This window comes from Brevibacillus sp. AG162 (assembly GCF_006715575.1).
In the GTDB taxonomy this organism is placed as follows: Bacteria; Bacillota; Bacilli; order Brevibacillales; family Brevibacillaceae; genus Brevibacillus; species Brevibacillus brevis.
The window spans coordinates 177459-200997 of record NZ_VFNO01000009.1; the positions used below are offsets into that span (position 1 = coordinate 177459).

The window sequence follows — 23539 nt, forward strand, 5'->3', positions numbered from 1 at the left end:
GCCGCTCTCTTTCGTCTATGTGGTTCCCTGTCCCGTGAGTTGCTTCCAGTCATCCATGCCGTTGTCCTCCAAAATCCCCATCGTCACATCGCTAATATCCGGGTCAGTGAGCAAGCTGTCGCGAATGCGGTATTTAATATCGTCCGCCACAGCAAGGCTTAAACCCGTCCGTAACTCTACGTAGCAATCCACATGGTAAAAACGCCCTTCCTGTACAATCCGCATCCGGTTGATGTCCGTCACATCCGGGTCAGCAAAAATGACTTTGGCAACCCGATCCTCGATTTCTTTGGGAGCTGCAATACCAATCAAACCGACCATGTTGTCGTACCCTACCTTAAATGCCACACCCACCATGAGAATCCCGATCAGAATGGTGGCAATCCCGTCCAGCAAAGCAAAAGAGGTAAACGCAGTAACAATGACTGCAATCAGCGCCAATAAGGCACCGAGCGTTGCCACGATGTCTTCGTAAAAGACAAGTCGTGTCGGTGGAGCCGCACGTCCTACATTCCGAAAGGCTGCAGGGATGACAGCAAAGCCTTTCGCTTCCACCCGAGCTTCATGAACGATTTCGAACATCACTTTTACCAGCACGTATCCATCCACGATGACCGCCAGAGACAAAATGATGAAATTCAACCAGAAATGACTGGATTCTGCTGGCTCGGAAATAAGGTGGAAGCCTTTTACAATGGTTTCGTAGGCCATGATGGTTACGACGATCACCGCGACCATACAGAAAATGTTAATGACACGACCAAAGCCTGTGGGGAATCTCGGTGTCGGTTTTTTCTCTGCGAGTACGCTGCCAAAGAAAACGAAGAACTGGTTGACCGCATCAGCTACCGAATGCATCGCCGACGCAAACATGGCTCCACTCCCGCTGTAGACAGCCGCAAAGCCTTTTGCGATAGCAAGCCCAGTGTTCCCCAAGGCCGCTGTCGCCGAGGACGTATTTCCCTTTTTTAGCGTTGCCCAGAAAGAGCCCATGGTGTTGCCATTCCCTCCTTGAACGAGACGATTTTCTTTACTATTCCCTATTCGTAAGGAGTGTTCCTTATGAGAAATGGAACATATACACAACGAAAAGGCAGACATCCGAAGTGGAATATCTGCCTTTCCTTATTACCGCTACTTTATGCTACTAATTTCAATCCTGCTACTGCTATAATCACCACGGCGATGCACAAGATCCGCAGCTTGTCTTTTGCTTCTCCATAAAACAGCATCCCGACAAGGGCGCTACCTACTGTACCAATCCCTGTCCAAACCGCATAGGCCGTTCCCATAGGGATTTCTCTCATGGCAAAGGACAAGAGAAAGAAGCTGAGGGAAAATCCACCGATCAGTACCGCAAAGGAACGGAACGAAGGCTTTTGGTTGACCTGTGTAATCCCCATTACGCCTACGACCTCAAACAACCCTGCAAAAATTAAGGATAACCATGTCATGCCACTTCACCCTCCCTCTTCGGCTTCTCTTCATGATCCGGTGTGACCAGCTTCAACCCAAGGATTCCGCCCAGAAGAAGCGCGATCAAGCCTACTTTCGTCCAGCTGAACGGTTCTCCAAACAGGACCATTTCGCTAATAACGGTACCGGCCGTACCCAAACCGACGAAGACCGCATAAACCGTACTCGTCGGCAACTTTTTCCCTGAATAGATCAAAACACCAAAGCTGATAATAATCGCTAAGACGGTCAATGCCCAGGACCAAAAGCTGTCGGCGTGCTTCAAGCCCGCTACCCACATGACTTCAAATACTGCTGCTACGACAACCATCAACCAATATTTCCCCATGTTCTGGCTCCCTCCTCTTTCTTTTACGCTTAGGAAAACGGACGAATCCGTTTTTATCGTTCCCCAAAATACATACTCATCCAAGATGGCTCAGGCTTTTTCCGAATGCAAAAAAAGCCTCGGGTGAATACCATCACAGATATTCCTCCCGGGCTTTTATCCCTCCGTGTACACGACCGTGGTCGTGGGTTTTCTCTCGGACCTGACCGGTCAGATGACTGACCGCGGAACCCTAGAAAACTCAGTACATATGCAGTTCTTTTCTTGGGGTAACTGCCCCCATCATATCAAAAAACGCTGCGTTTGGCAATGAACGTGCGCGCATCACTAAAAAAGCAAGAAGCCTAAGCTGATAATGGCACCTGTCACGATCAGCATCATCAAGCAGTAGCCCATAATATCCCTCGCACCCAATCCAGCAAGAGCCAGCACAGGTAATGCCCAGAATGGCTGAATCAAGTTCGTCCACGCATCCCCCCAAGCAATGGCCATCGCTACTTTTGCATGGGAAACGCCCAGCTCAGTCGCAACTGGCAGCATGATTGGTCCCTGTACTGCCCATTGCCCTCCACCAGAAGGAATGAATATGTTCAGTAAGCCTGCACTCCAAAACGTGAATAGCGGGAAGGTAGTAGGCGTCGAGATGCTGATAAACCATTGAGAGATACTCGCCGCCAGTCCAGAAGCCGTCATCATCCCGATGATACCTGCATAAAACGGGAACTGCACGACGATCCCTGTCGTGGTTTTCACTGCTTCATTCATGGCATCCAAAAACTTGCGCGGTGTCCCATGAAGGAGTATGCCCAGAAACAAGAAGCCCATAATAACGACATCCAAATTCAGCTTAAAGCCTTTATCAGCAAAATAGTAAATCAAATAAATAATTCCGAGTGTTGAGACAAGAACCGAGATCAAACGGCTGTTTTCCATTTTGGAAGCAGGAGTATTGTCGACTGCAGAATCAGTAGCAGCAGCCATTTCTTGTTGCGCTATCCCTTCGCCCTTGAATACAATCGTATCTTTTTCGGCAGGCATCATGAATCTGTTCACAATCGGGAGGACAATCATGATCGCGGCCACAATCGTCAGATTCATCGGTGAAAACATGGTTTCCGAGGTAGGAATGACCCCGATGATGTTTTCCAGACTGTGCTTTTCCGTAGCGATCGTCAAAGGAACAGAGCCAGCAAGCCCTCCGTGCCAGACGACAAATCCGCCATACGCACTGGCGACGAGCAATCGGTAGTCTACCTTTTCCACTTGATTGGCAAGAACACGCGCCAATAGCGCACTGATCACAAGCCCAAATCCCCAATTGATCCAGTTCGCCACACAGGAAACTAATGTGACGAGTACAATCGCTTGACCTGGCGTCTTTGCCAGTGATCCCAAAGCATTCAAACCACGCTTACAAATATTCGTACTGGCTAGCGTATGACCCGTAATCAAGATCAAGACCATTTGCATCGTAAAGCTGAGCAAGCTCCAAAAACCGCCTCCCCAGTAGTTGACCATTTCCATCGGCGTTTTGCCATTGACGATGATCCCAGCAACAAACACGAGGAAGGTCAAAATGACTGCAAATAAAAAGGCGTCTGGCAAGTAGCGTTGCACCATGCGGACAGAAGCATTCGTTACGGCTTGAAACACATTTTCATCCCCTTTTCCAAAAGCATTCGTGTACTTGTGCTTTACGATATAGCAAGAGGGATGCCAATCTGTTTTTCAAGGAAAATGAATGCGCTTTCAAAATAATTGCTCTGTTATGCTGACTACTTTTTGCACAGTATGACACTTGTTTGCGCACATCGGGCGATTAGTCTCTTTCATCTATCGCCGAATCCAATCCGTACATTTGCAGCTTGTAGAGCAGTGCCCGCCGTGATATGCCCAGCCTTTTCGCTGTCTGTAGCTTGTTGCCGCGTTCTTTGCGCAAGGCATGGGCAATGGCTTCCTGCTCAACCTGGGCAATGATTTCCCGCATGGTTCGTCCTTCATAGCTGATTTTGCCAAGGCCTGTGGTCGGTTCGCTCACCGTATTTTCCTGAATGGGGGATAAGATATGCTCTTGACCGATCACTGTCCCTCTTGTCAAAACAACAGCCCGTTCGATCGTATTCTCAAGCTGACGCACATTTCCTGGCCAGTGATAGGCGATCAGTGCTTCAGTGGCAGCAGCGGACAAGCAGAGGTCATGCTTCCCTGCCTCTTTTCCATATTTGGCTAGAAAGTGACGGATAAGCAGTGGAATGTCCTCTTTTCGCTCTCGAAGCGGCGGCATGCGAATCGGAACGACATTGAGCCGATAGTATAGATCTTCGCGGAAAAGCTCCTGGCGAATTCTTTCCTGCAAATCACGGTTGGTAGCAGCAATCACGCGAACGTCAACCGATACAGCCTCGATTCCCCCTACCCGAATAAATACGCGATCCTGCAAAACCCGCAGCAGTTTTACCTGCAAAGAAAGGCTCAGCTCTCCTACTTCGTCAAGGAACAACGTACCTCCATTCGCAAGCTCCAACAGTCCTTGCTTGCGATGAACGGCACCTGTAAATGCACCTCGTTCATATCCAAACAACTCGCTCTCCAGCAAATTTTCCGGAATCGCGCCGCAATTGACAGGAATGAGCGGCTTGTCTGCCCGAGGGCTATTGGCATGGATCGCTCTTGCAATAAGCTCTTTGCCTGTCCCGCTCTCCCCTTCAATCAAAACAGTGGCTTTGGACATCGCTACTTTTCCCACCAGCTTGTACACGTTTTGCATAACCGGACTTAGGCCAATCAAGCTGGTTCCGTTTGGATTCGCTTGCTCTTCCTCTAGGAATTGTTCGACTTCGCCTTGCTCAAACAGCTCTCCTTGTGTAAGTGCATGAGCAACGACTTGTTTGACCTGCCCCAAGTCGAATGGCTTTTGCACATAATCAAATGCTCCCAGCTTCATTGCCTCCATAACGTCACTGGCAGAACCGTAGGCAGTCATCATCACGACTCTCGGGAGCCTTCCCTTTCTCTCGTTCAAGCGGCGCAACGTATCCATACCATCTATATGAGGCATACGCAGATCCAAAAGCATGACTTGCGGGCAAAAGCGCTCGACCTGCTCCAAGGCCTCCGCCCCACTGCCAGCCTCCAGGAGCTCGTATCCCATTTTGCGCAGCGTAGTCGACAATGCCTTTCTCACATTAGCCTCGTCGTCTACGATCAGCACTCTGCTCGTCATCACAATCCTCCTTTTGCCCGAATCGGCAGTACGACAGTAAAACAGACTCCTTCGGGGGTATTTTGAGCAAAAATATGTCCGCCATACGCTTGCACAATCCGTTGTGAAATTGCCAATCCCAGTCCCGTACCTGTTTGCTTCGTCGTGAAAAACGGTTCGAATACAGCCAGCAGGTTTTCTTCCGCAATAGGCGGACCTTCATTTGTTACCTGGACATGCACAGCATTGTTTATGTTTTGGATTTGAATCCGGATACGACCTTCCATTGGTTTTGCTTGCACCGCATTGTGCAATATATTCAAAAACACCTGCTTTAACAACTCCGGTGAAGACATCATGACAGGAATCTCCTCGTCACATACGAGCTGTACAATCACCCCGCTATAGCCCTCGACAGGTTCCATCAGCTTGAGCGTGTGCTGGATTACCTCTTGCACGCGCACAGGTACGTTCGACTCTTCATTGGGACGAGAAAATAACAAGAGCTCGTCCGTAAAACGGTTCAGACGCTCGACTTCCTCCACAATAATCCCTGTGTATTCCCGAGAGTCATGATCTTTTGGCCATTCCTCCTCGATGATCTGGGCGAAGGCTTTGATGGCTGTCAACGGATTGCGTACCTCATGGGCAATACTGGTCGCCCACTCACCTATGACCGCCAGCCGCTCAGCCTGAGCCAGCCTTGACTCCATCCTCCGCCATTGCGTGCGATCCTCCAGCACGACGATAGCCCCCAGTACTTCATCCGTCGTCTTTTTCCAAATGGAAGAGCTGACCTTCAGCCAGAGCACGCCTCTGTCCGGATGCTGATGGCGCCACATAGCATCTCGGATGGATCGACCGTTTTGCAGTGTATCCAACAGGATATGAAGGAAAGCCTCGCTCTCTGTGAAAACTTCCGTGTAATGCATCCCCTTTGCTCGACTGACCGTGAAGCCAATCATATGGATCGCTGTCTCATTCCAAGCAATCAGGTGCCCGCTTTGATCCAACGCGAGGACCCCACTGTCCATGCTATTCATGATGGTCTCCGTACGGCTGCGGCTAGCCTGCAAATCACTCGCCAGACTGTTGATCGCACCTGTAATTTCTCCTGGCTCACCGTCCATTCTCCTCAAGCGAAAGGAAAGGTCTTGGCTAAGCCGCTTCAGCCCTGACTTGATCTCTGACAAAATCACTTCAAATCGATGAACGAACAAACCGCTTGCCGCTGCTGCGATCATACAGCCAATGCCCAAAATCGCATAAATGCTTTGTCGCATATCCGCGAGCTGTATATCAATCGTAGACATGAGCTCATTCGCCCATGCATAGCCGATCACTTGATCATTGCGAATGAGTGGAACCATGGCGTTCATGATGTTGCCGCGTACTTGTTCGCCGATTACAACATCAATCTGCCGCGTCTGCATGACACTGCGACCTGGATGGGTTTCGCCAATCGATTGTCCTATGTACAAGCTCATTTCATCGCTGGGTCCATACGTCACGATAGAATCGAGGGCTGCGGAATAATAACCTACCCCAATTCCCGGGTGGGCTAGAGCGATCCGATCTGTAAGCGGTTGCATTTTTTCGTTTAATTCTTGGAGCTTGTACTCTTTTTCCGCCTTTTCTAATCCAGCTTCCACGACAATCGTGTCAAAATCTTTTGACAGCGCAAAATCCAGCTGCTGCGTGATGGCGATCAGCTTTTGTTTCTTTTCCGCCAGTAAAGCCTGCTCTGCCGATTTTACCAATACGATTCCGGTAATGATGATCGGTAAAACGGTGACGACAATGACAGCCACGACAAAACGTATGCGGTACAGATATGTTTTCATTGCAAATGGCCTCCTTATGGTATTCTAACATACAGAAGCATCACACATAGGAAGAGAGGAACGTACATATGACAACAGTCTTGTTCGTTTGTCTGGGCAATATTTGCCGCTCGCCCATGGCCGAAGCTGTATTTCGCCATCTCGCAGAATCGGAGGGGCTGGCAGGGGATGTATCCATCGACTCAGCAGGGATTGGCGGTTGGCACGCAGGTGAACCTCCACACAAAGGTACGCAAAAGGTACTGACCGAGAATGGGATCGCGCATGACACACTGCGTGCTCGCCAAATTGTTACACAGGACTTCTCGGAGTACGACTATATCGTCTGCATGGATGAGGAAAATTTGTCCGCACTCAAGCAGATGGCACCGTCAGGGAAAAAGGTGTACCGCCTGCTCGACTTTGCCGATTCTGCCCAGGAACAAAATGTGGAGGACCCTTATTATACGGGGCGATTCACGTATGTGTATGACCTGGTGAATGCGGGTTGCCGCGGGCTGCTGAACGAAATCAAAGCCAATATCGCAAAAAAGGGATAGCCCCGTCACCAGGGCCATCCCTTTTTCTTATACGGCAACCGTCTCCTTCTCAAGCAGGCGATTCAACCAGCTCTTCGTACTCGCAATCAAGCGTTTGTAGCTGTCTGCCGAGGAAAAGGTATGATCTCCCCCTACAACTACTTCTGTTTCGCAGCTCCCCCGTCTCCGCAGATGCAGCTCTCGCTCATAGTGGAACATGGCATCTACCGCAATGACGTCATCCCGATTGCCATGCAGGATTAACACATCTCCTTCAAACTGCTTGGCTTGGCGCAGCGGAAGAGCGGTACCCAGCGACTGGAAAAATCGCTTCTCCAAACCGTAGCCCAAATGATCCGTTCTGCCGTATGAAAGTGCCTCCTTGTATTCCTTTTCCCCCACGATCCGAACGATATCGTCAAAAGGACGCGCTACCGGTGCCCACAGAATCAGCGAGTGTATTCGTTTATCCTGGCTCGCAGTCAGTATACTGACTGCTCCACCCAAGCTATGCCCTAACAGGCACACCCGCTCCTGATCTACCTGTTCCAGCGTGAAAACATGGTCGAGAACATCACGTGTTTGTTCAAGCAGGACGTCCAAACCACCTGCCCCATAATTGCCGTCGCTTTCCCCGCAGCCTCCGTAATCAAAGCGCAATACGCCAAAACCGTGTGAAGCCAGTTCTCTGGCAGCTTTTACAAACAAGCGGTTCACTCCAATCCGACTGCCGATAAAGCCATGGCAAATGACAACCAACGGGTATTTCACTCTGGTCTTGCCTGTTGTGCATGTAGGTTCATGCAAGGTAGCCGTCAACGAAATCGTGTCGCTAGGTATTTGCAAAATCTGTTCCAAAGAACTCACCTCTTTTATTTTTAGTATTCCGAGTTGTTTACTTAGTTATTGTGCTTATTATCTTCATTTTCATGAACGCTGTCAAGATGAACCGGAAAACTCAATGAAAAATCATCCCGCACCGTTTATGATGGAAGAGAACGAGGCGCAACATAAGAATGCTTGCTTTGCTAGAGCGGTTGCACCGAAGATAGGATTGTGAGGAGAAAAACTATGTCCGACTTGCGGAAAGAAACCTTGGAAAAAATAAAAAACGGTGATTTCACCTGTTCCAAGGAGCTGACCTTGTCTATGTTCAGCGGAAAATGGAAAGTCGTGATCCTGTGGCATTTAGGGGTAGAAGGCCCGCATCGCTTCAGCGAGCTGCAACGGCTGTTCCCAAAAATCACACACAAAATGCTGACGAATCAGTTAAAAGAGCTAATCGAAGACGGGATTGTTCACCGAGAAGTATACCCTGAGGTCCCCCCGCGCGTGGAGTATTCCATGACGGAGTTGGGGATGACTTTATTGCCTATAGTAGAAATGATGTATGAGTGGGGCGAAATGCGGATGGGGCAATTGAAGCTGGCGTTGGGGGAGAACTCTGTATAGCTGTTGTGGTGGGGAGGAAACAGGAGAAAACGCTCAGATTCTTGGAACACCTGCAGGGAAGTTGGGGGTGCCCGGCTCCGTAAAAAAAAGAGAAACCGCGTCCAAAGTAGTTCATCAGGATGTACCTCAGAGGTGGACGCTAAAGGCAGTTTCTCTTTTTTTCACTGCGCCTCGGTAGGTGTGTCCAAAGATCTTCGCTGTTTTCTCCTGTTTCCTCTGCGAACTTTTGTGATTCCACCCGCTTTTTAAAAAGAAAAATAGACCCCATGAATGCTGCTTTCAAAGATGTAAACAATAGCCGCTTGGGAAGAAGCACATTTCCAGTCCTAGCGCCTCTGGAGCCCTACTTAGCTCTGAAATAAATGGCGGGGGTTTTCAGCTTCAACCTCTGCGAATACATCCTCGAAACTCTACTTTTGAAGCGCTCCCGCTATTTATTTCGGAGCGGACAGTCTAACCCCTTGTGGGGCGTAGGCCGAAGCGTAGACTGGAAATGGGCTTCTTCCCCTCCACTACAGCTACTATATATAAACAAAAACAAAAAAGGATAGCCTCCCGAGGAAGCTATCCTTTTTGTTATTACGGATTCACAGTATTTTTCGGAGGAGAAGCCAGATCACGCAGGATCGCTACCTCTACCCGTCTGTTTTTTGCTCTGCCTTCTGCCGTCGTATTCGGCGCTACCGGATGGTATTCTCCCAAGCCTGTTGCGCTGAACTTCGTCGGGTCTAGGTTCTTGTTTTCCAGAAGCACCTTCAAGAAGTTAACTGAACGTTTGGCACTGAGATCCCAGTTGGACGGGAACTCTGCACGGCGAATCGGCACATTGTCCGTATGACCAGTTACGGTCACTTTTTTCGGGTGAGGCACCAGCATCGCTGCCATTTCAGACGCAAGCTTTCTCGCTTCCGGTTTCAGATCAGCTTTACCGGAGTCAAACAGCGCATTGTCCAAAATGGTGATCAGCAGTCCTTCTTCAGTCAGCTTGGTCTGGAGCTTGTCCTGCAGTTTGTTTTGCTGAATGTATCCGTCCAGCTTTGTCTGCAGCTTTTTCAAGTCCTCTGTCTCTTTGCGGACTGCTTCTTCCAGGCGCTTCTCTTCTTCTGTCTTCTGTTTTTCTGCTTCCTGTGCGCCTTTGTGCAAGGTTTGCTGCTGAAGTTCCGGGTCTAGCGGTACCGGACTCGGGTAGTTCATAACACCCACACCGCCGTTCATTGCAACGTTGAAGGACCGAACCATTTGGTCGAACTTCTTCGCATCCATCTCGCTAGAGGCGAACAACACGATAAACAAAGCAAGCAGAAGGGTGAGCAAGTCCGCGTATGGAATTAGCCAAGACTCGTCCATATGCTCTTCATGATGAGCATGTCTCTTTGGTCGCTTAGCCATTTACCGCAGCTCCTTCCTCCCTCTTCTCTTCCTTCATTTCTTCTTTCATTTCTGCACGCTCTTGGTACGGGATGTAAACCAGCAGCTTTTGTTCAATCGCAGTCGGGGATACACCCGCTTGAATGGAGAGCAATCCTTCGACCATGATTTTTTTGATTTCGATTTCTGCCTTTGATTTCCGTTTGAGCTTGGTTGCGAATGGATGCCACAGTACGTAACCCGTGAAAATACCGAGCAATGTCGCTACGAACGCCGCCGCAATGGATACACCCAATGCATCAATGTCACTCAAGTTACCCAGAGCCGCAATCAGACCGACAACCGCACCCAATACCCCGAGTGTCGGAGCGTAGCTTCCCGCTTGGCTAAAGACGAGCGCACCCGCCTGATGGCGCTCTTCAATGGCGTGAATTTCTTCGTTCAGAACATCGCGAACAAAATCCGGTTCCCCACCATCAATGATCATCTTCATGCCGTTACGCAGAAATGGGTCTTCAATCTCATCGGAAGTGTTTTCCAGTGCAAGCAATCCTTCGCGACGAGCGATGGAAGCCCAGTTCATAAACTGACCGATCAATTCTCTTTTTTCAGGGAGCTTTTCCTCTTTAAAAATTATCTTGAAAAGAGCAGGAATACGTTTGATTTCCGACATAGGAAATGCGTTAAAGATAGCAGCAACCGTACCTACGATGATGATCATAAATGCTGCTGGATTCAGTAATGCCATCGGACTCGCATGCTTCAAGATCATCCCGACCACTACTGCAACAATACCTAAAACTATACCTATCAAGGTAGACTTTTCCATCGTGACACTCCCTACTTCCATTATCGAAATCTATCTATATATGGTTTCGGAATTTTTGCTCTCACTTGTGAGGCTTTTCGAAAAAAACCGCTCATCCGAACGACTGAACTAGTCCAATCATGACCAAAAGTCCTAGGATGAATGAAAAAGTCGCGGAACGAGCATGACCATCTCCATGGCTTTCGGGGATGAGCTCCTTGTAAACGATAAACAACATCGCGCCTGCGGCAAAGGAGAGCCCGTATGGCACCAGCCCTTGAACCACAGAGGTCAGGTAATAGCCACAGATCCCAGAGACGATTTCGACTGCTCCGGTCATTGTAGCCAATATAAAGGCCTTTAAGCGACTGACCCTTTGATTGATCAGGAAGAGAGCCACCAGGAATCCTTCAGGTGCATTTTGCAGACCAATTGCAAAAGAAATCAGGCCACCCAAGCCAGACTGTTCACTCGAATAGCTCACGCCAACGGACAAGCCCTCTGGAATATTGTGCAAGGTAATCGCGGACAAGATCAGCAGCGATTGCGAATCCATGGAAATGTTGATTCTCGTATGCTCCAGATCGATATGCGGAACGATGCTTTCCAACACTGTAAGCATCAATGTTCCGGTAAGCACTCCCAAACAAACGATAATAAATGGCGCGCTCTGAAGTGCCTGTGGGATCAGACTGAATGTCGAGGCAGCCACCATAATTCCAGCCGTAAACGCCAGCAATATATCCCGCCATCGATGTGATACCGACTTAAAAAAAAGGATAGGCAAGGCGCCCACACCAGTAGCCATGGCAGAAAGAAAGCTACCTATCAGTAGTTGTTCCATGTATGTTCCTCCACGTAATAATGCCGCTCTTCAGATGATACCATTTAGGTTCACGTAAAAGATATCCGGAACAAACGGCCTTCTACTATCATATTTCCCTAATGGAGACGGTACGCCTTTTTGTTAGGCCTTTTTTGTTAAGCGGATCACATCCAGCAAATCGATTTTTTGCCTTGTTTTTTCATGATACAGCCATTTTTCCTGAACATGATCCACAAATAAAATTCCGTCTAAATGATCGATTTCATGCTGCATACAAACAGCAAGGAATCCGTCTCCCTCAAGGATCACTTCCTCGCCTTGTCTGTTCAACGTCTTTACCTTTACATGCTCGGCTCTCTTTACATTGCCATAGTAACCCGGAAAGGATAGGCAAGCTTCCATTCCGATTTGTTCGCCACTCCTTTCTATAATTTCCGGATTAATGAGCTCAATTAATCCATCTCCGCAATCCATGACAACCACTCTGCGAAGAATGCCTACTTGCGGTGCGGCAAGGCCAGCACGGCCGTCCGTGGCATATAAGGTTTCAGCCATCTCATCCAGTAGCTTGAACGTTTTGGCATTGAGCTCATCCACTGGCTTGGCTACTTTGCGCAAGATCGGGTCTCCAAAAGGCAAAATCTGTTTCACTGCCATATGATTATGCTCCCTTCACTCGATTAGGCGGTGTATATGCCCACAAGTCATTTGGTGTACACTCCAGAGCTGTACAGAGTGCATCTAGTGTCTCGGCTTTCATTTGTTTGGGTTGACTGGTTAGTAAAGCACTGATGGAGGCTGGAGACAGACTGTAATTTGCTTTCTCTTTCAACAGCCTTGCTAAAGCGGCTCCCGTCCAAACTCCTCTTTCTGCCATTACTTTTCGCAACATCCAGACAAGCATCTTTTCACCCCTCAAAATTTCGGCATTAACTTATTTTATTAGGCAATACCTAATATACCATATTTTAGGCATTGAAATCAGGTAAAATGACCTTCTCAGTCCTCTGTAGATTCACTCTATTACAACTACTATCCTTGCCACTCGGAACTTTAGCCTAAAAATAATGCCCATGCTTCTCAAATATAAAAAAGCAGGGAACATCCCTGCCTTTTCATACCAGAAAGTATAGTGAAAATAAATTTCAGATGTAGTCTGACATAAACTCTCCCTCTGTCAGACGAAAGCAAACTGCGACTCATACGATTACTGCACCACTACTTAATGGCATTTAGAAGTTCTTCTTCGTGAATGGAAGGAATTGCATCTGACTCAAAAACATTTTTATATTCTACCTTTGACGAATTCGTTGATGTTATACCTTTTGATGAGCTTGCCATAAAAAGCTGATTAGGCGTATTAGGTACTAAGATCTCTTTCCCAAGTGTTTCAACATAACCGCCATTTAAAAATAAGAGGTAATCACCTTTATCAATATCCTGATTTTTTTGTTCGACTATATTTACTATGTCCTTACCTTTCCCCATATCAATTCCTATCAGACGGTATAATTCTATGGTATCTCCATCTTCAATCTTTTGATTAGTAAGATTATTGTAGACTTTATTTACTTTTACCTGATAGACGAAGTATTTGAGCTCTCCAACCATTTCTTCCTTATATTCATTTGGAATTGTAGCATTGACAATTAGTTTAGAGTCATTGGCAATGTCCTCAGCAGATTTAAAAATTTTAGCCAAAGCAAAACTCTTGGAAGAAGGACGATCTCCTTCTTGATATATCCAAGCTGAACCGATACCTACAACTAATGCAGCTACGGTTACAATACCATATATTTTTTTCATGAGTTTTCACACCTCATTATAAAGTTTAGTTTCTATATAAGTATTGTAAGTTGTCTTTATCATATTTCGTTGGCCCATCCATATCCCAATCAAAAACGTCATCCTCATCCATAATCGAATCAGTACCACTTTTTGTGGTATGCGCAAGGCCAAGTATATGACCGAATTCATGAGCAATGGTGTTGATTGTGTCGTCATCATCTAAATCATCACATAAATAACGAACATTAATTACGTCTGCTGTTGCGTAAGGATTTACATCTACTTCACCATCACTATTATAAGGAATACCCAACCCATATGTTCCTTGCCAGCCAAGTTGATTATCTACATCTCTAGAAGGATGCTTTACTGTAACATGAACATCATCTCCAGAGTCTGCTGGATATAAATCAATGTTCGGCGATATGCCATTCCATTTATCAACAGACGTTCAAAGAAGGTTGGAATACTTTATTTCTAAATTATAATCTTCATAGTAGACGGTACTTATGTCCCACCTACCATTTAAATACTCTGCAAATGAACTTGTAGCAAAAAATGACAGGGATGTCATTACAGAAAATAAACAGACTGCGAATTTTTTAGATTTTCTTGACATGATGACTTAGTCCATCTTACATCATTTTACTGTAATTTAAATATAAGTAAATTTCAAATAATTTTAAACTTTCATTTTCCAAATTATTGTATTTAATTCATATGATACAAACGAATCCAACGCAAGCCAAACAAGTTGACATAGATAATGTATCGATGTCAACTTGTTTCTAAGAAGATTTTCAATTCTCGATTAAATGAAGTCTTGACGATAGAGAAATAAGATGGGTCTACGTTTCCGATCGATATGTTTTTCCCAACTGATCACCCAGACCAAAATAATGGCGGAAGTTGTAGATCAGCGGATTCCATGCTTGAGGGTTCACGTGATGAGCACTTTGGACAATCTGTTTGTCTGCATGGACGTGACGCACTTCTGTCTCCACGATTGCAAACATGTCGGCATATTCTGGAAAACGGATTGTGCGGACGACTGCTTCGAGTTGAAGCGGGCATTCTCCTACTCGCTTTGGACGAACGATAGCAGAGTCAACAGAAGTCAGCTTGGCGGCCTGAAACTTATCCGCTTCATAGCAGAAGCCCAGCTCCTTTTTGTAGTCGGGTACAGGATTGCGGCCTGTTAGCGGTGCTAATGCTTCTACCTGCTGCCACATGGAAGCATCCGGCAAATTGATGACACACTCCGGCCGCTGACGCAAATTTTCCAATCCTTGCGAGCCAAACCCGAGTCCCAGAATGACATAATTTCCTAACGCCCATGACGATGAAATGGGACTGATATTCGTTGTCCCATCTTCATTTTCAGTCGTCAACAGGACGACGGGAGTTCCGTAATACAAAATCTTCGGTTGGATGGTAGTATGGCTTGTCATGAACACAGCCTCCTTTGACTAGAATCACTCTTGCTACGACTCATTCTAGTCGAGGATTATTTCCATCGCGCTCGAAGTGTGATTGTATGCTTACCTCCGCAAATTAGCGTGCTCCTGCTTTTTGCAGGATTTGTACAATCTCGTGATAACCTCGTTCTTTTGCACGATACAGAGGGGTTTTTCCTTCGCTATCCGGGATGTTCACATCAGCACCGTGGTCGATTAACAGTTGAACCATCTCTTGTTGTTTTTTTCCCCCATCGTTCAATACGATTGCTTCCATCAATGCTGTCCAGCCCGGATTGTTCACATGGTTGACGTCTACATCCGTCCGGGTAAGAAGTTCCTTTGCTACTTCCACATACCCATGCTCTGCCGCTGGAATCAAAGGTGTTCCTCCGAAGCGGTTGTAAATCTTCGTATCTGGGCCAGCATCGATAACCAGCTTCAAGATTTCTAGGTATCCTTCTGCTCCCGCATACAAGAACGGATTATCTTGCCGGTCGTCCTGAATATTGATGTCAGCTCCTGCTTCAATGAGTACTTTCACTGTTTCCACATGATTGCCGTGTGTAGCCGCCATCGCCGCTGTTCTTCCACGATCATCCTGTGCATTTATCTCAGCCCCTGCTGCCAAGCTCACCTTGACTTCGTCGGTTTTGCCCTCGGCTGCGGCAGAGAGCAGTTTTTTGTTCAGTTCTTTCACTTCTTCTTGAGAGAGTGGGGTTTTTTTCCCTGGTTGAGTCTGTTGCTGCTGCGGTGGCTGTGGTGTTGCTGGTTGTTGTTGCTGCTGATGTGCAGTCGTTACAGCCGGTGCTGTTGTGGACGGTTCATCCATGCAACCAGTCAACAGCATTCCGAATGGGATTGCAGTGAGAATGAGTTTGTACATTTGGGCACCTTCCTCCTTGGTATGTCATTGAGATATAAGCCCGGTTGCGTACCGAGCTTAGATTGAATGTTAAGAGGTTTCGTTCGTGATTATTTTGTCGTGAAGGTCAGTCCTGCCCATTGCCCTACAGGAGTAACGGAATACATGGTGTTTGGTTCTAATTTGCCGCCGTTCATGATCTCAAAGATTCCCGTAGCGCCTTTGCGTGTTGTGACCTTGTATTGGGCAACAAGCTCTGCCCCGTCTGGTGCGGTAAGCGTTATTTGGCGGAATGCAAACAGTTCATCACGCGGATCCGTGCTCACTCTTACCTCCAGCGTGGTTTCGTTTACTTCTTTTACAGAGCGAATCGTAAGCGGGTTGATCGCTTTTGCCGTGAACGTGGCATCCTTAATATCGGCCCAATCAGATGTAACGTTGTATTCTACACCTGGAATCAGCGTCTCCCCTGCTGGCAAACGGAATTTTGGCTCCTGAAGGCCATCTGTGGCTTGTGTAAATGGAACGTACGTCGCTACGATTGGCTCGCCACCCTCTGGTGTGATGTATACTTGTGCTGTTCTCAGAGATGGAATGATCTCATAGCTCTTTCCACGGTAGCGATTGTTTTCATCCAATATAAAGTCCAGACCATTTCGTTTTCCGGCATAAGACGCAATCACATTTTCATAGTCCGTTACGCCAGCGCGCAGGCTTGATTCGATCTCAATCGTATCATACGCTACCTGACGGGCTTCGACCATGTCCAGCCTATCGCTGTTTGTTTCAAACGTGCCTGCCTCGTCGTCTTTGTATGTCAACGTGTAAGTCATGTCGGAAGCCTGAGGTGTCGTTGGAACAAAGTAGGTAGCTGTTGTCCCTGTTTTTAACTGCGGGATATTGCGAATCGTCAAACCATTATCAAATTGAAAATTTTCCTGTGCTTGCGCAAGCGCCAAATCTTCTGTTACGAGTGGAGCAGAGAAGGTAACTTCCAATGTAATCGGATTGAGCGACTTGATGCTCTGTACTTCTGCATTTTCATCTGGTTGGGCATCCGTTGTAACAGACACGTTTCTCGCTATAGCCCATTCGCCTACTGGTTCCACCTGATAGGTGACATTTGAAGCCAGCTCTTCGCCGTTCATGATTTCAAACGTACCCGTTGCTCCATTGCGCGTCGTGAATTTGTATTGGGCAACCAGCTCTGTTCCATCTGGAGCTGTCAACGTGATACGGCGGAGTGGAAAAATCTCTTCGCGCGGGTCGCGTCGCAGTGTGACATCGAGTGTTGTTTCACTTGTTGCTTCTACAGACTGGATGGTAAGTGGGTCGATATCTTTCGCCGTAAAGGTAGCGTCACGGAAATCAGCCCAATCAGCGGTAACCGTGTAAGTGACACCCGGCTCAAGCTGCTCTCCCTCTGGCAGACGGAATTTCGGTTCTTGACGACCATCCGTATTCTGGGTGAACGGAACGTAAGTAGCCATGATCGGCTCACCGTTTCTTGGTGTCAGAGTTACTTGTGTACCGCGCAAGGAAGAGATGATTTGGTATTCCTTTCCTTTGTAACGGTTGTCCTCATCCAGTTCAAAGTCTAGACCGCCTCGTTTGCCTGCGTACGCTTCGATTACATTCCCGTAATCCGTTACGCGGTCACTCAGGCGCGACTCTAGCTCAATCGTATCATTGTCTACTTGACGTGCCTCTCTCATATTGATTTGTTCTGTGTTGGCTGTGAAATTGCCTACTTCCTCGCCTTTGTAACGGAAGGTATACGTTGTTCCTTCCTCTTGCGGGGTAGTAGGTACGATGTAGGTAGATTTGAATCCAGTTTTTAGCTGTGGAACATTTCGAATGGTTAGGTCGTTATCAAATTTGAAGTTTTTCTGTGCGTTATTGAGTGCCACTTCTTCTGAGCTGAGCGGCTCTGCAAAGGTGATCTCTAGTGTAATGGAATTCAGAGACTTGATGCTCGATACCTCAACAGCTTCGCTTTCGTCCTGCTTATCATGAGAGGCTGCTCTCGCTACTGTATCCATGTTCAGAACGTTGAAAGGAACCGCTACCCCTGTTCCGAGCATCGACGCGAGTAAAAGTAGTGAGAGGTGCTTTTTCGTTTTCTTCATACGATCATCTCCTTGTCTACGATGGGGGATCAACCCTCTGAATCTATCGTAGTCGGTAGAGATAAACTCCTACTAAACCTGTTCTTAATGAACTATTTCCTAAAGATTAACTTTTTCTAAAAAAATGACAGTGGAAAAAAGAAAAAACAAAAACGCCAATCACGTTGGCGTTTTTGCGTTCGTTTGTACGGTATATGCCTACACCTTAAATCGGCGAATCATGTGCTGCAGCTCTTCTGCCATATTGGAAAGAGCTGTCGCTGACGAAGCGATTTCCTCCATAGAAGCGAGCTGCTGCTGTGTTGCAGCCGAAACGTTTTGCGTGCCATCAGCAGTCAAGTCGGAAACTTCGCTGACCAGCTCCATCGCTTGTACGACCTGTTCGGAATGGGCAGACACTTCCTGGGCAGATGCAGACACGTCGTGCATCTGGTCGGCTACTGTACCAATCGAGTTCTGAATTTGACCGAAAGTTTCGCCTGCACGATGAACGACGCGAATTCCTTCCTGTACTTCCCGGGTGCCTGTTTCCATCGATTCCACCGCGACTTTTGTATCTGTCTGGATCGTACTGATCAACTGCGCAATTTTTTGGGCGGACTGTGCTGACTGCTCTGCCAGCTTCCGTACTTCATCTGCAACAACCGCGAATCCACGACCGTGCTCTCCTGCACGTGCTGCTTCAATCGCTGCATTGAGGGCAAGCAGATTGGTCTGATCCGCAATACCTGTAATGACTTCGATGATCTCCCCAATTGCTTGAGAATGATTGCCCAAACCGTCTACCACGGATGCGAGCTCACGCATGGAATCGTGGATCGCATTCATTTGCTGAACGGCTGCCTGAATCGACTGGTTCCCTTCTCCTGCCATGTTGGCGACTTCGCTCACCATATTGGATGTTTGCTGTGCATTATTTGCAATTTGACGAATTCCTCGTGACATATCATCAATGGATTTCGCCCCATTCTCTACACTCGCTACCTGTCGATCAACGCCTGCTGCCACTTCTTGAACAGTAACAGCAATCTGTTCGGTGGCCCTGCTCGTCTGATCTGCACTTGCCGTCAATTGCTCAGCTGATGCGGCTACCTGCTCGGAAGTCCCGCCTACCTGACGAATGACAGTAGTTAAACTGCTGGTCATCTCATTGAACGAATTCGCCAGATCCAAAATCTCGTCACGACTTTTGACAACCACTGGCTCCACTCGCAAATCACCATCAGCGACTTTCTTCATCTCTTCCATCAAAAGCAAGATCGGTCGACGGATGCTCGCAGTCAGTACGACAGCCAGCGCTACACATGCGATGACAGAGATAACCATGACAATAATCAGGTCCCGCTTGACTGACTCATACAGTTGGGCACTTTCCGTGCCAGCGCGTTGTGCTCCCTCACTGTTGTACGTCATCATGGCATCCAAATATTTCTTGCGTTCTAAAAACAATTCACTGCCTTTTTTCTTTATGCGTTCCAGCTCGGCCATGTCTGCATCGGTAGCTGGCCTTCTGATATCGACCTTTTTGGCGATTGCCACGTATTGCGGATTGAATTCCTCGTATTTTTTCAGCGCCTGCTTCAATCCTTCAAAATTATTACGGTCCTCTTCACCAAAAGCCGTTTTTTCGTAGCTGGCCAATAAGCCGTCCATATAGGCAAATTGGTCTTCAATTTGCTGTGCGTACTTGTTCTTGTCCTCCATGCTCTCAGAAGTAAGCATGGTTTGCGTAACGCCGTAAACGGTTTCCAGTGTCATGTTGATCTTCAAAATATCTTCCAAACCTGGGCGCCAATTCGTATTCATTTCCACCATCTTCTGATTCATCTGCTGCATCTTGGTAATCGTCGTAATCCCCATAAACAGCATGATAACCAGGATCAGCGCGTACGCACTAGCCAATTTTTTTCCGATCGTCCATTTCATTTCGTAAACACCACTTTTCTTGACTTATGATGATAGCGTAATCACCTTTTCCCTCCCAACTGATGGAATAAACCTTATTGCGCACAAAAAAATGGATCTTAACACAAAAATTAAAATCCACAATTCAGAAAACTCCTGTAAGATAAATGAAAATAAAACGGAATGGAGGACTGATGATGCAAAACTACGACGTCATTATTGTTGGAGCAGGATCGATGGGAATGGCAGCCGGCTACTATCTGGCGAAGCAGGGCGTGCGTATACTCATGATCGATGCCTTTGATCCCCCACACACGCTGGGTAGCCACCATGGGGATACCCGTATCATTCGCCATGCGTACGGAGAAGGAAAACAATACGTCCCGCTTGCGTTGCGGGCGCAACAGTTGTGGTCAGAATTGGAACAGGCATCTGGTATACCGGTCTTCGCCAAAACAGGCGTTTTGAACGCTGGACCCCTGAATTGTACTTTCCTGAATGAAATTCGGGAGAGCGCCGAGCAGTACACCCTTCCCTTGGAGGTACTCAGTGCCGATGAGATCATGCAACGCTGGCCAGGAATAAACCTGCCTGCTGATTACTACGGTTGCCTGGAGCCTACTTCGGGTGTACTTTATTCCGAAAACGGCATTCGCACCTATCGAGACCTCGCCCTTGCCTTTGGAGCTACGCTGCTGACGAACACGCCAGTCACGCAGTTGGAGCCAACAGGAAATGGGTTCATTGTGCATACGGAATCTGCCAGCTACCGCGGCGATAAAGTCCTTCTATCCGCCGGTGCTTGGAATGGTTCACTCCTTGACTCATTGGGCTTGTCCATCCCGCTCACGCCTACACGCAAAACGGTCGCCTGGTTTGGTGCAGATGAGAGCAAGTACAGTGCGGATAGCTTTCCTGCCTTCATCTTTCGCCTCGATGACTCCATGTTCTACGGATTTCCCAGCTTTGATGGCAGCGGTGTAAAAATCGGACGCCATGACGGAGGACTAGCCACCGATCCCGATAAACTGGAACGTACCTTTGGCACCTATTTGTCAGACGAAGGAGATGTTCGTTCCTTTTTGGAAGCGTATATGCCTGGGGCAGCCGGACCATTGCGACAAGGCAAGGTATGCATCTACACCATGACACCGGATGAGCATTTCGTCATTGATCGTCATCCTGAACATCCACAGCTTGTATTTGCAGCAGGCTTTTCCGGACACGGTTATAAATTCGCCAGTGCGATCGGGGAAGCGACCAGCCAACTGCTGGTAGAGGGAGCATCTTCCCTTGACCTGTCTATGTTTTCTTGGAAGCGATTCTCCTGTCCATCATAGCGGTTGTTCAAAAAACCGCCTTTTTGAACTCGCACTTATGAGTGAAAAAAGCCTCTCGCCGCATTTATGGCAGGAGGCTTTCGTTCGTTTTACCACTCCCAAGACAAAGAACCGATCTGCGCTGTAATTCGACTGCTCACTTGTATGGGGTGGCCGGAAACTCGCATGATAGAACGACCGTTGTCGTAGGGAAACAGGTAGGCGAAACCAGGCCGAGTCGCCTGATTGACCAGATAGGCAGACCTCATTGCTCCCTGTCTTCGTTGTTCATTCAAAAAGGCAACCATCTCATTTGCTCGTTTGATCCCCGCACCATGCCCGTAATACAAGCCATTGCCGAGCACTACTGCATTTTCCCCTTGCCACTGCGGTGTCGCGCGATCGTAATCAGGATTGGCAAAATAGATTACATCACCAGGCAAGAAGGTATTTGTCCGTAATGTTTGCAAGTCCAGATCCTGATCGTACCGCCAGTCATAGAGCAAGATGTCCGCAAACATTCTCTCAAAGTCGGGTAAACGAATGGACTGTAGGACTGCATGATAAATAATAATGACCATCGCCGTAGCGCACTCCGTGGCGTATTTTTGGCCCTCACGAAAAATATTGATAATCCCGCTGGATGGCAGCACTCCCGGTCGCAAGCGGAATCCGCCCTGGTCTGTTCGAATCCAGTAAGCTGGATTGGCGCGAGATTCTTCAAAAGTAGAAAAGGCCAGGCCGCTTTCGTGCAGTGCCAAGGCAGACCTCACCAGATGATCGCGCATTTTCAGTTCAAATTGCAGAAGCTCCGGAGTCGGATATTCAAATACTTCATCACTTCGCGCCATACTCGCTACCGTTTCACGCTGTACCGGATTTAATCCCCATTCCGTTGCCAACGAGGCGGGATGAACCGGTCTCCCCGCTATGACGATCATATACAACCTCCCCTTCACACACTGTCCTTCTTATTTGTATGCGAATGCCTATGTCCACGTGATCGACTAAAAACCATGAGTCAACATAGTGGTGGAGAAGAAAAAGCACAGTTCTCTTCGACTCTGACACGCCAGCAGGGGGGATTCACTGGACGTCTCCACTTCAAAAAGGGGACCGTCGAGCCAAAGCCACCCTACGGGCGGAAGATTCTCAGGGGAGAAGTGTTCGACAAGCGTGGTCCCCTTTTTGTAGTGGAGACTGGGTAGGCGTTGTCAAGGTCTGCGAGCCCTGTGCTTTTTCTTCTCACTAGCCTTGTGCGGTAATCGGTACCTTTTAACTTAGAAATCCCCCGCCTGTTTAACCAGACGAGGGATTTCCTTTTTAGCCTTGTGCTTGCTTGACTGTATGTGGTGTCGGGGTCGGGACGTGCTTTAAACGTGAGAACATATAGCAGCCGACAATGACGATCACACTGCCGAGCAATTGGATGATGGTCATACGCTCCCCGAGCAATAGAAATGCGAGAATGGCCGTAAAAATAGGGTTGAAATTGAGGAACATACCAGCTGAGGTTGCGCCAACCTTTTGTACACCGATATTCCACAACACCATGCTGACGACAGTCGCCATTACACCAACGTAGAACAGCGATAGCCAGAACGTCCAGTCTGTGTTGCTGATCGTAAATGTGGTGACATTAAAGGGCAGCATCAGTGCAACACCGAAAATCCCCGAGTACAGTGTGGACATCATCGGCGAGACCGTCTTCATTGCCCAACGCGCGCATACGGAGTAAATCCCCCACATGGCGACAGCGGCGAGCATCCACAAATCGCCCGTGTTGAAATGCAACTGGGACAAGTGTGCGAAGTCTCCTTTGGTCATCACCACAAGCACGCCAGTAAACGAGACCAGCATCGCGACAATCTGCAACGGTCGAATTTTATCGCCCATGAGCAAAAAGGAAAAAATCGCGATCGAAACCGGATTCAGCGTGGACAATAGCCCGACATTGGTCGCGTCTGTCCGTTCGAGTGCCCAGAACATAAATAAATTAAAGAGGGCTACCCCAGTTACTCCCATTACTATCAAAGGAAGGAGTGCTTCTCGCGTTGGAAAAATCCGCTTTTCACGTATCCAAACAACTGGCAACAAGCAAACAACAGCAATAAGCCAGCGCAAATTGGTCAACGTCAAGGAAGACGCGTGCCCAACAAGAAATTTACCGACAACAAAATTTCCTCCCCAAAGGAAGCTGGTACAGAGTAATAGGACGATATATAGCGGTCTCATGTTGCCTCCTGCCAAGTTG

General features: G+C 47.8%; 23 protein-coding genes and 1 riboswitch. Of the genes, 3 read left to right on the forward strand and 20 right to left on the reverse strand.

Features of this window, described 5'->3' with window-relative positions:
* Window positions 1–15: 15 nt before the first annotated feature.
* The 6 genes from FB479_RS23755 to atoS form a co-directional block, all read right to left on the reverse strand.
* A complete protein-coding gene (locus FB479_RS23755) occupies window positions 16–993 on the reverse strand; it encodes a cation diffusion facilitator family transporter (protein WP_106654133.1) in 978 nt (325 codons plus the stop codon).
* A 146-nt stretch (window positions 994–1139) separates the two neighbouring features.
* Window positions 1140–1454: a DMT family transporter gene (locus FB479_RS23760; protein WP_142066924.1), complete on the reverse strand. Its 315-nt coding sequence runs from the start codon at window positions 1452–1454 to the stop codon at window positions 1140–1142.
* Window positions 1451–1804, reverse strand: coding sequence for a DMT family transporter (locus FB479_RS23765; RefSeq protein WP_142066925.1), 354 nt, complete (start codon window positions 1802–1804; stop codon window positions 1451–1453). The genes FB479_RS23760 and FB479_RS23765 overlap by 4 nt, the downstream gene beginning before the upstream one ends.
* A gap of 143 nt (window positions 1805–1947) precedes the next feature.
* A riboswitch (guanidine-I (ykkC/yxkD leader) is annotated at window positions 1948–2051 on the reverse strand.
* An 80-nt stretch (window positions 2052–2131) separates the two neighbouring features.
* Window positions 2132–3457, reverse strand: coding sequence for a short-chain fatty acid transporter (locus FB479_RS23770; protein ID WP_142066926.1), 1326 nt, complete (start codon window positions 3455–3457; stop codon window positions 2132–2134).
* A 166-nt stretch (window positions 3458–3623) separates the two neighbouring features.
* Window positions 3624–5027 carry a sigma-54-dependent transcriptional regulator gene (locus tag FB479_RS23775; RefSeq protein WP_142066927.1) on the reverse strand — a complete coding sequence of 468 codons (1404 nt, stop codon included), beginning with the start codon at window positions 5025–5027 and terminating at the stop codon, window positions 3624–3626.
* Window positions 5027–6850 carry a two-component system sensor histidine kinase AtoS gene (gene atoS, locus FB479_RS23780; protein WP_142066928.1) on the reverse strand — a complete coding sequence of 608 codons (1824 nt, stop codon included), beginning with the start codon at window positions 6848–6850 and terminating at the stop codon, window positions 5027–5029. Before atoS ends, FB479_RS23775 begins: the two co-directional genes overlap by 1 nt.
* A 68-nt stretch (window positions 6851–6918) precedes the next feature.
* On the opposite strand from atoS, the gene FB479_RS23785 reads away from it, so the two are divergent.
* Window positions 6919–7389 carry a low molecular weight protein-tyrosine-phosphatase gene (locus FB479_RS23785; protein WP_106654128.1) on the forward strand — a complete coding sequence of 157 codons (471 nt, stop codon included), beginning with the start codon at window positions 6919–6921 and terminating at the stop codon, window positions 7387–7389.
* Between the two features lie 27 nt (window positions 7390–7416).
* On the opposite strand, the gene FB479_RS23790 is transcribed toward FB479_RS23785, so the two are convergent.
* Entirely contained in the window at window positions 7417–8235 is an 819-nt protein-coding gene (locus tag FB479_RS23790) for an alpha/beta hydrolase family protein (RefSeq protein ID WP_142066929.1), read from the reverse strand.
* 204 nt (window positions 8236–8439) lie between these two features.
* Here FB479_RS23790 and FB479_RS23795 point away from each other — a divergent pair, with 204 nt between their 5' ends.
* A complete protein-coding gene (locus FB479_RS23795; RefSeq protein WP_142066930.1) occupies window positions 8440–8820 on the forward strand; it encodes a winged helix-turn-helix transcriptional regulator in 381 nt (126 codons plus the stop codon).
* Window positions 8821–9399: 579 nt separating this feature from the next.
* On the opposite strand, the gene motB is transcribed toward FB479_RS23795, so the two are convergent.
* From motB to FB479_RS23855, 11 genes are all read right to left on the reverse strand, one after another.
* Window positions 9400–10209: a flagellar motor protein MotB gene (gene motB / locus FB479_RS23805; protein ID WP_106654125.1), complete on the reverse strand. Its 810-nt coding sequence runs from the start codon at window positions 10207–10209 to the stop codon at window positions 9400–9402.
* Window positions 10202–11017, reverse strand: a complete 816-nt coding sequence (motA, locus tag FB479_RS23810; RefSeq protein WP_106654124.1) for a flagellar motor stator protein MotA — start codon at window positions 11015–11017, stop codon at window positions 10202–10204. The genes motB and motA overlap by 8 nt, the downstream gene beginning before the upstream one ends.
* A 91-nt stretch (window positions 11018–11108) precedes the next feature.
* Entirely contained in the window at window positions 11109–11840 is a 732-nt protein-coding gene (locus FB479_RS23815) for a ZIP family metal transporter (protein ID WP_048031286.1), read from the reverse strand.
* 123 nt (window positions 11841–11963) lie between these two features.
* Window positions 11964–12479, reverse strand: a complete 516-nt coding sequence (gene def / locus FB479_RS23820) for a peptide deformylase (RefSeq protein WP_142066931.1) — start codon at window positions 12477–12479, stop codon at window positions 11964–11966.
* 4 nt (window positions 12480–12483) lie between these two features.
* Window positions 12484–12726, reverse strand: a complete 243-nt coding sequence (locus FB479_RS23825) for a helix-turn-helix domain-containing protein (RefSeq protein WP_007722000.1) — start codon at window positions 12724–12726, stop codon at window positions 12484–12486.
* A 314-nt stretch (window positions 12727–13040) separates the two neighbouring features.
* Window positions 13041–13628, reverse strand: coding sequence for a hypothetical protein (locus FB479_RS23830; protein ID WP_142066932.1), 588 nt, complete (start codon window positions 13626–13628; stop codon window positions 13041–13043).
* A gap of 25 nt (window positions 13629–13653) precedes the next feature.
* Window positions 13654–13923: a M43 family zinc metalloprotease gene (locus FB479_RS31045; RefSeq protein ID WP_255438583.1), complete on the reverse strand. Its 270-nt coding sequence runs from the start codon at window positions 13921–13923 to the stop codon at window positions 13654–13656.
* 535 nt (window positions 13924–14458) lie between these two features.
* Window positions 14459–15061 carry a flavin reductase family protein gene (locus FB479_RS23840; protein WP_106654121.1) on the reverse strand — a complete coding sequence of 201 codons (603 nt, stop codon included), beginning with the start codon at window positions 15059–15061 and terminating at the stop codon, window positions 14459–14461.
* 103 nt (window positions 15062–15164) lie between these two features.
* Window positions 15165–15953 (reverse strand): ankyrin repeat domain-containing protein, encoded by a 789-nt coding sequence (locus FB479_RS23845; protein ID WP_142066933.1) that lies wholly within the window; start codon window positions 15951–15953, stop codon window positions 15165–15167.
* A gap of 89 nt (window positions 15954–16042) precedes the next feature.
* Window positions 16043–18061, reverse strand: coding sequence for a hypothetical protein (locus FB479_RS23850; protein ID WP_142066934.1), 2019 nt, complete (start codon window positions 18059–18061; stop codon window positions 16043–16045).
* Window positions 18062–18259: 198 nt separating this feature from the next.
* Entirely contained in the window at window positions 18260–19987 is a 1728-nt protein-coding gene (locus FB479_RS23855) for a methyl-accepting chemotaxis protein (protein WP_142066935.1), read from the reverse strand.
* A gap of 176 nt (window positions 19988–20163) precedes the next feature.
* Here FB479_RS23855 and solA point away from each other — a divergent pair, with 176 nt between their 5' ends.
* A complete protein-coding gene (solA, locus tag FB479_RS23860; RefSeq protein WP_142066965.1) occupies window positions 20164–21306 on the forward strand; it encodes an N-methyl-L-tryptophan oxidase in 1143 nt (380 codons plus the stop codon).
* 89 nt (window positions 21307–21395) lie between these two features.
* Here the strand turns inward: solA and FB479_RS23865 are convergent, their stop codons facing one another.
* Window positions 21396–22226: a protein-glutamine gamma-glutamyltransferase gene (locus tag FB479_RS23865; protein WP_106654116.1), complete on the reverse strand. Its 831-nt coding sequence runs from the start codon at window positions 22224–22226 to the stop codon at window positions 21396–21398.
* A gap of 382 nt (window positions 22227–22608) precedes the next feature.
* Window positions 22609–23520 (reverse strand): DMT family transporter, encoded by a 912-nt coding sequence (locus tag FB479_RS23875; RefSeq protein ID WP_164724527.1) that lies wholly within the window; start codon window positions 23518–23520, stop codon window positions 22609–22611.
* Window positions 23521–23539 lie beyond the last annotated feature (19 nt).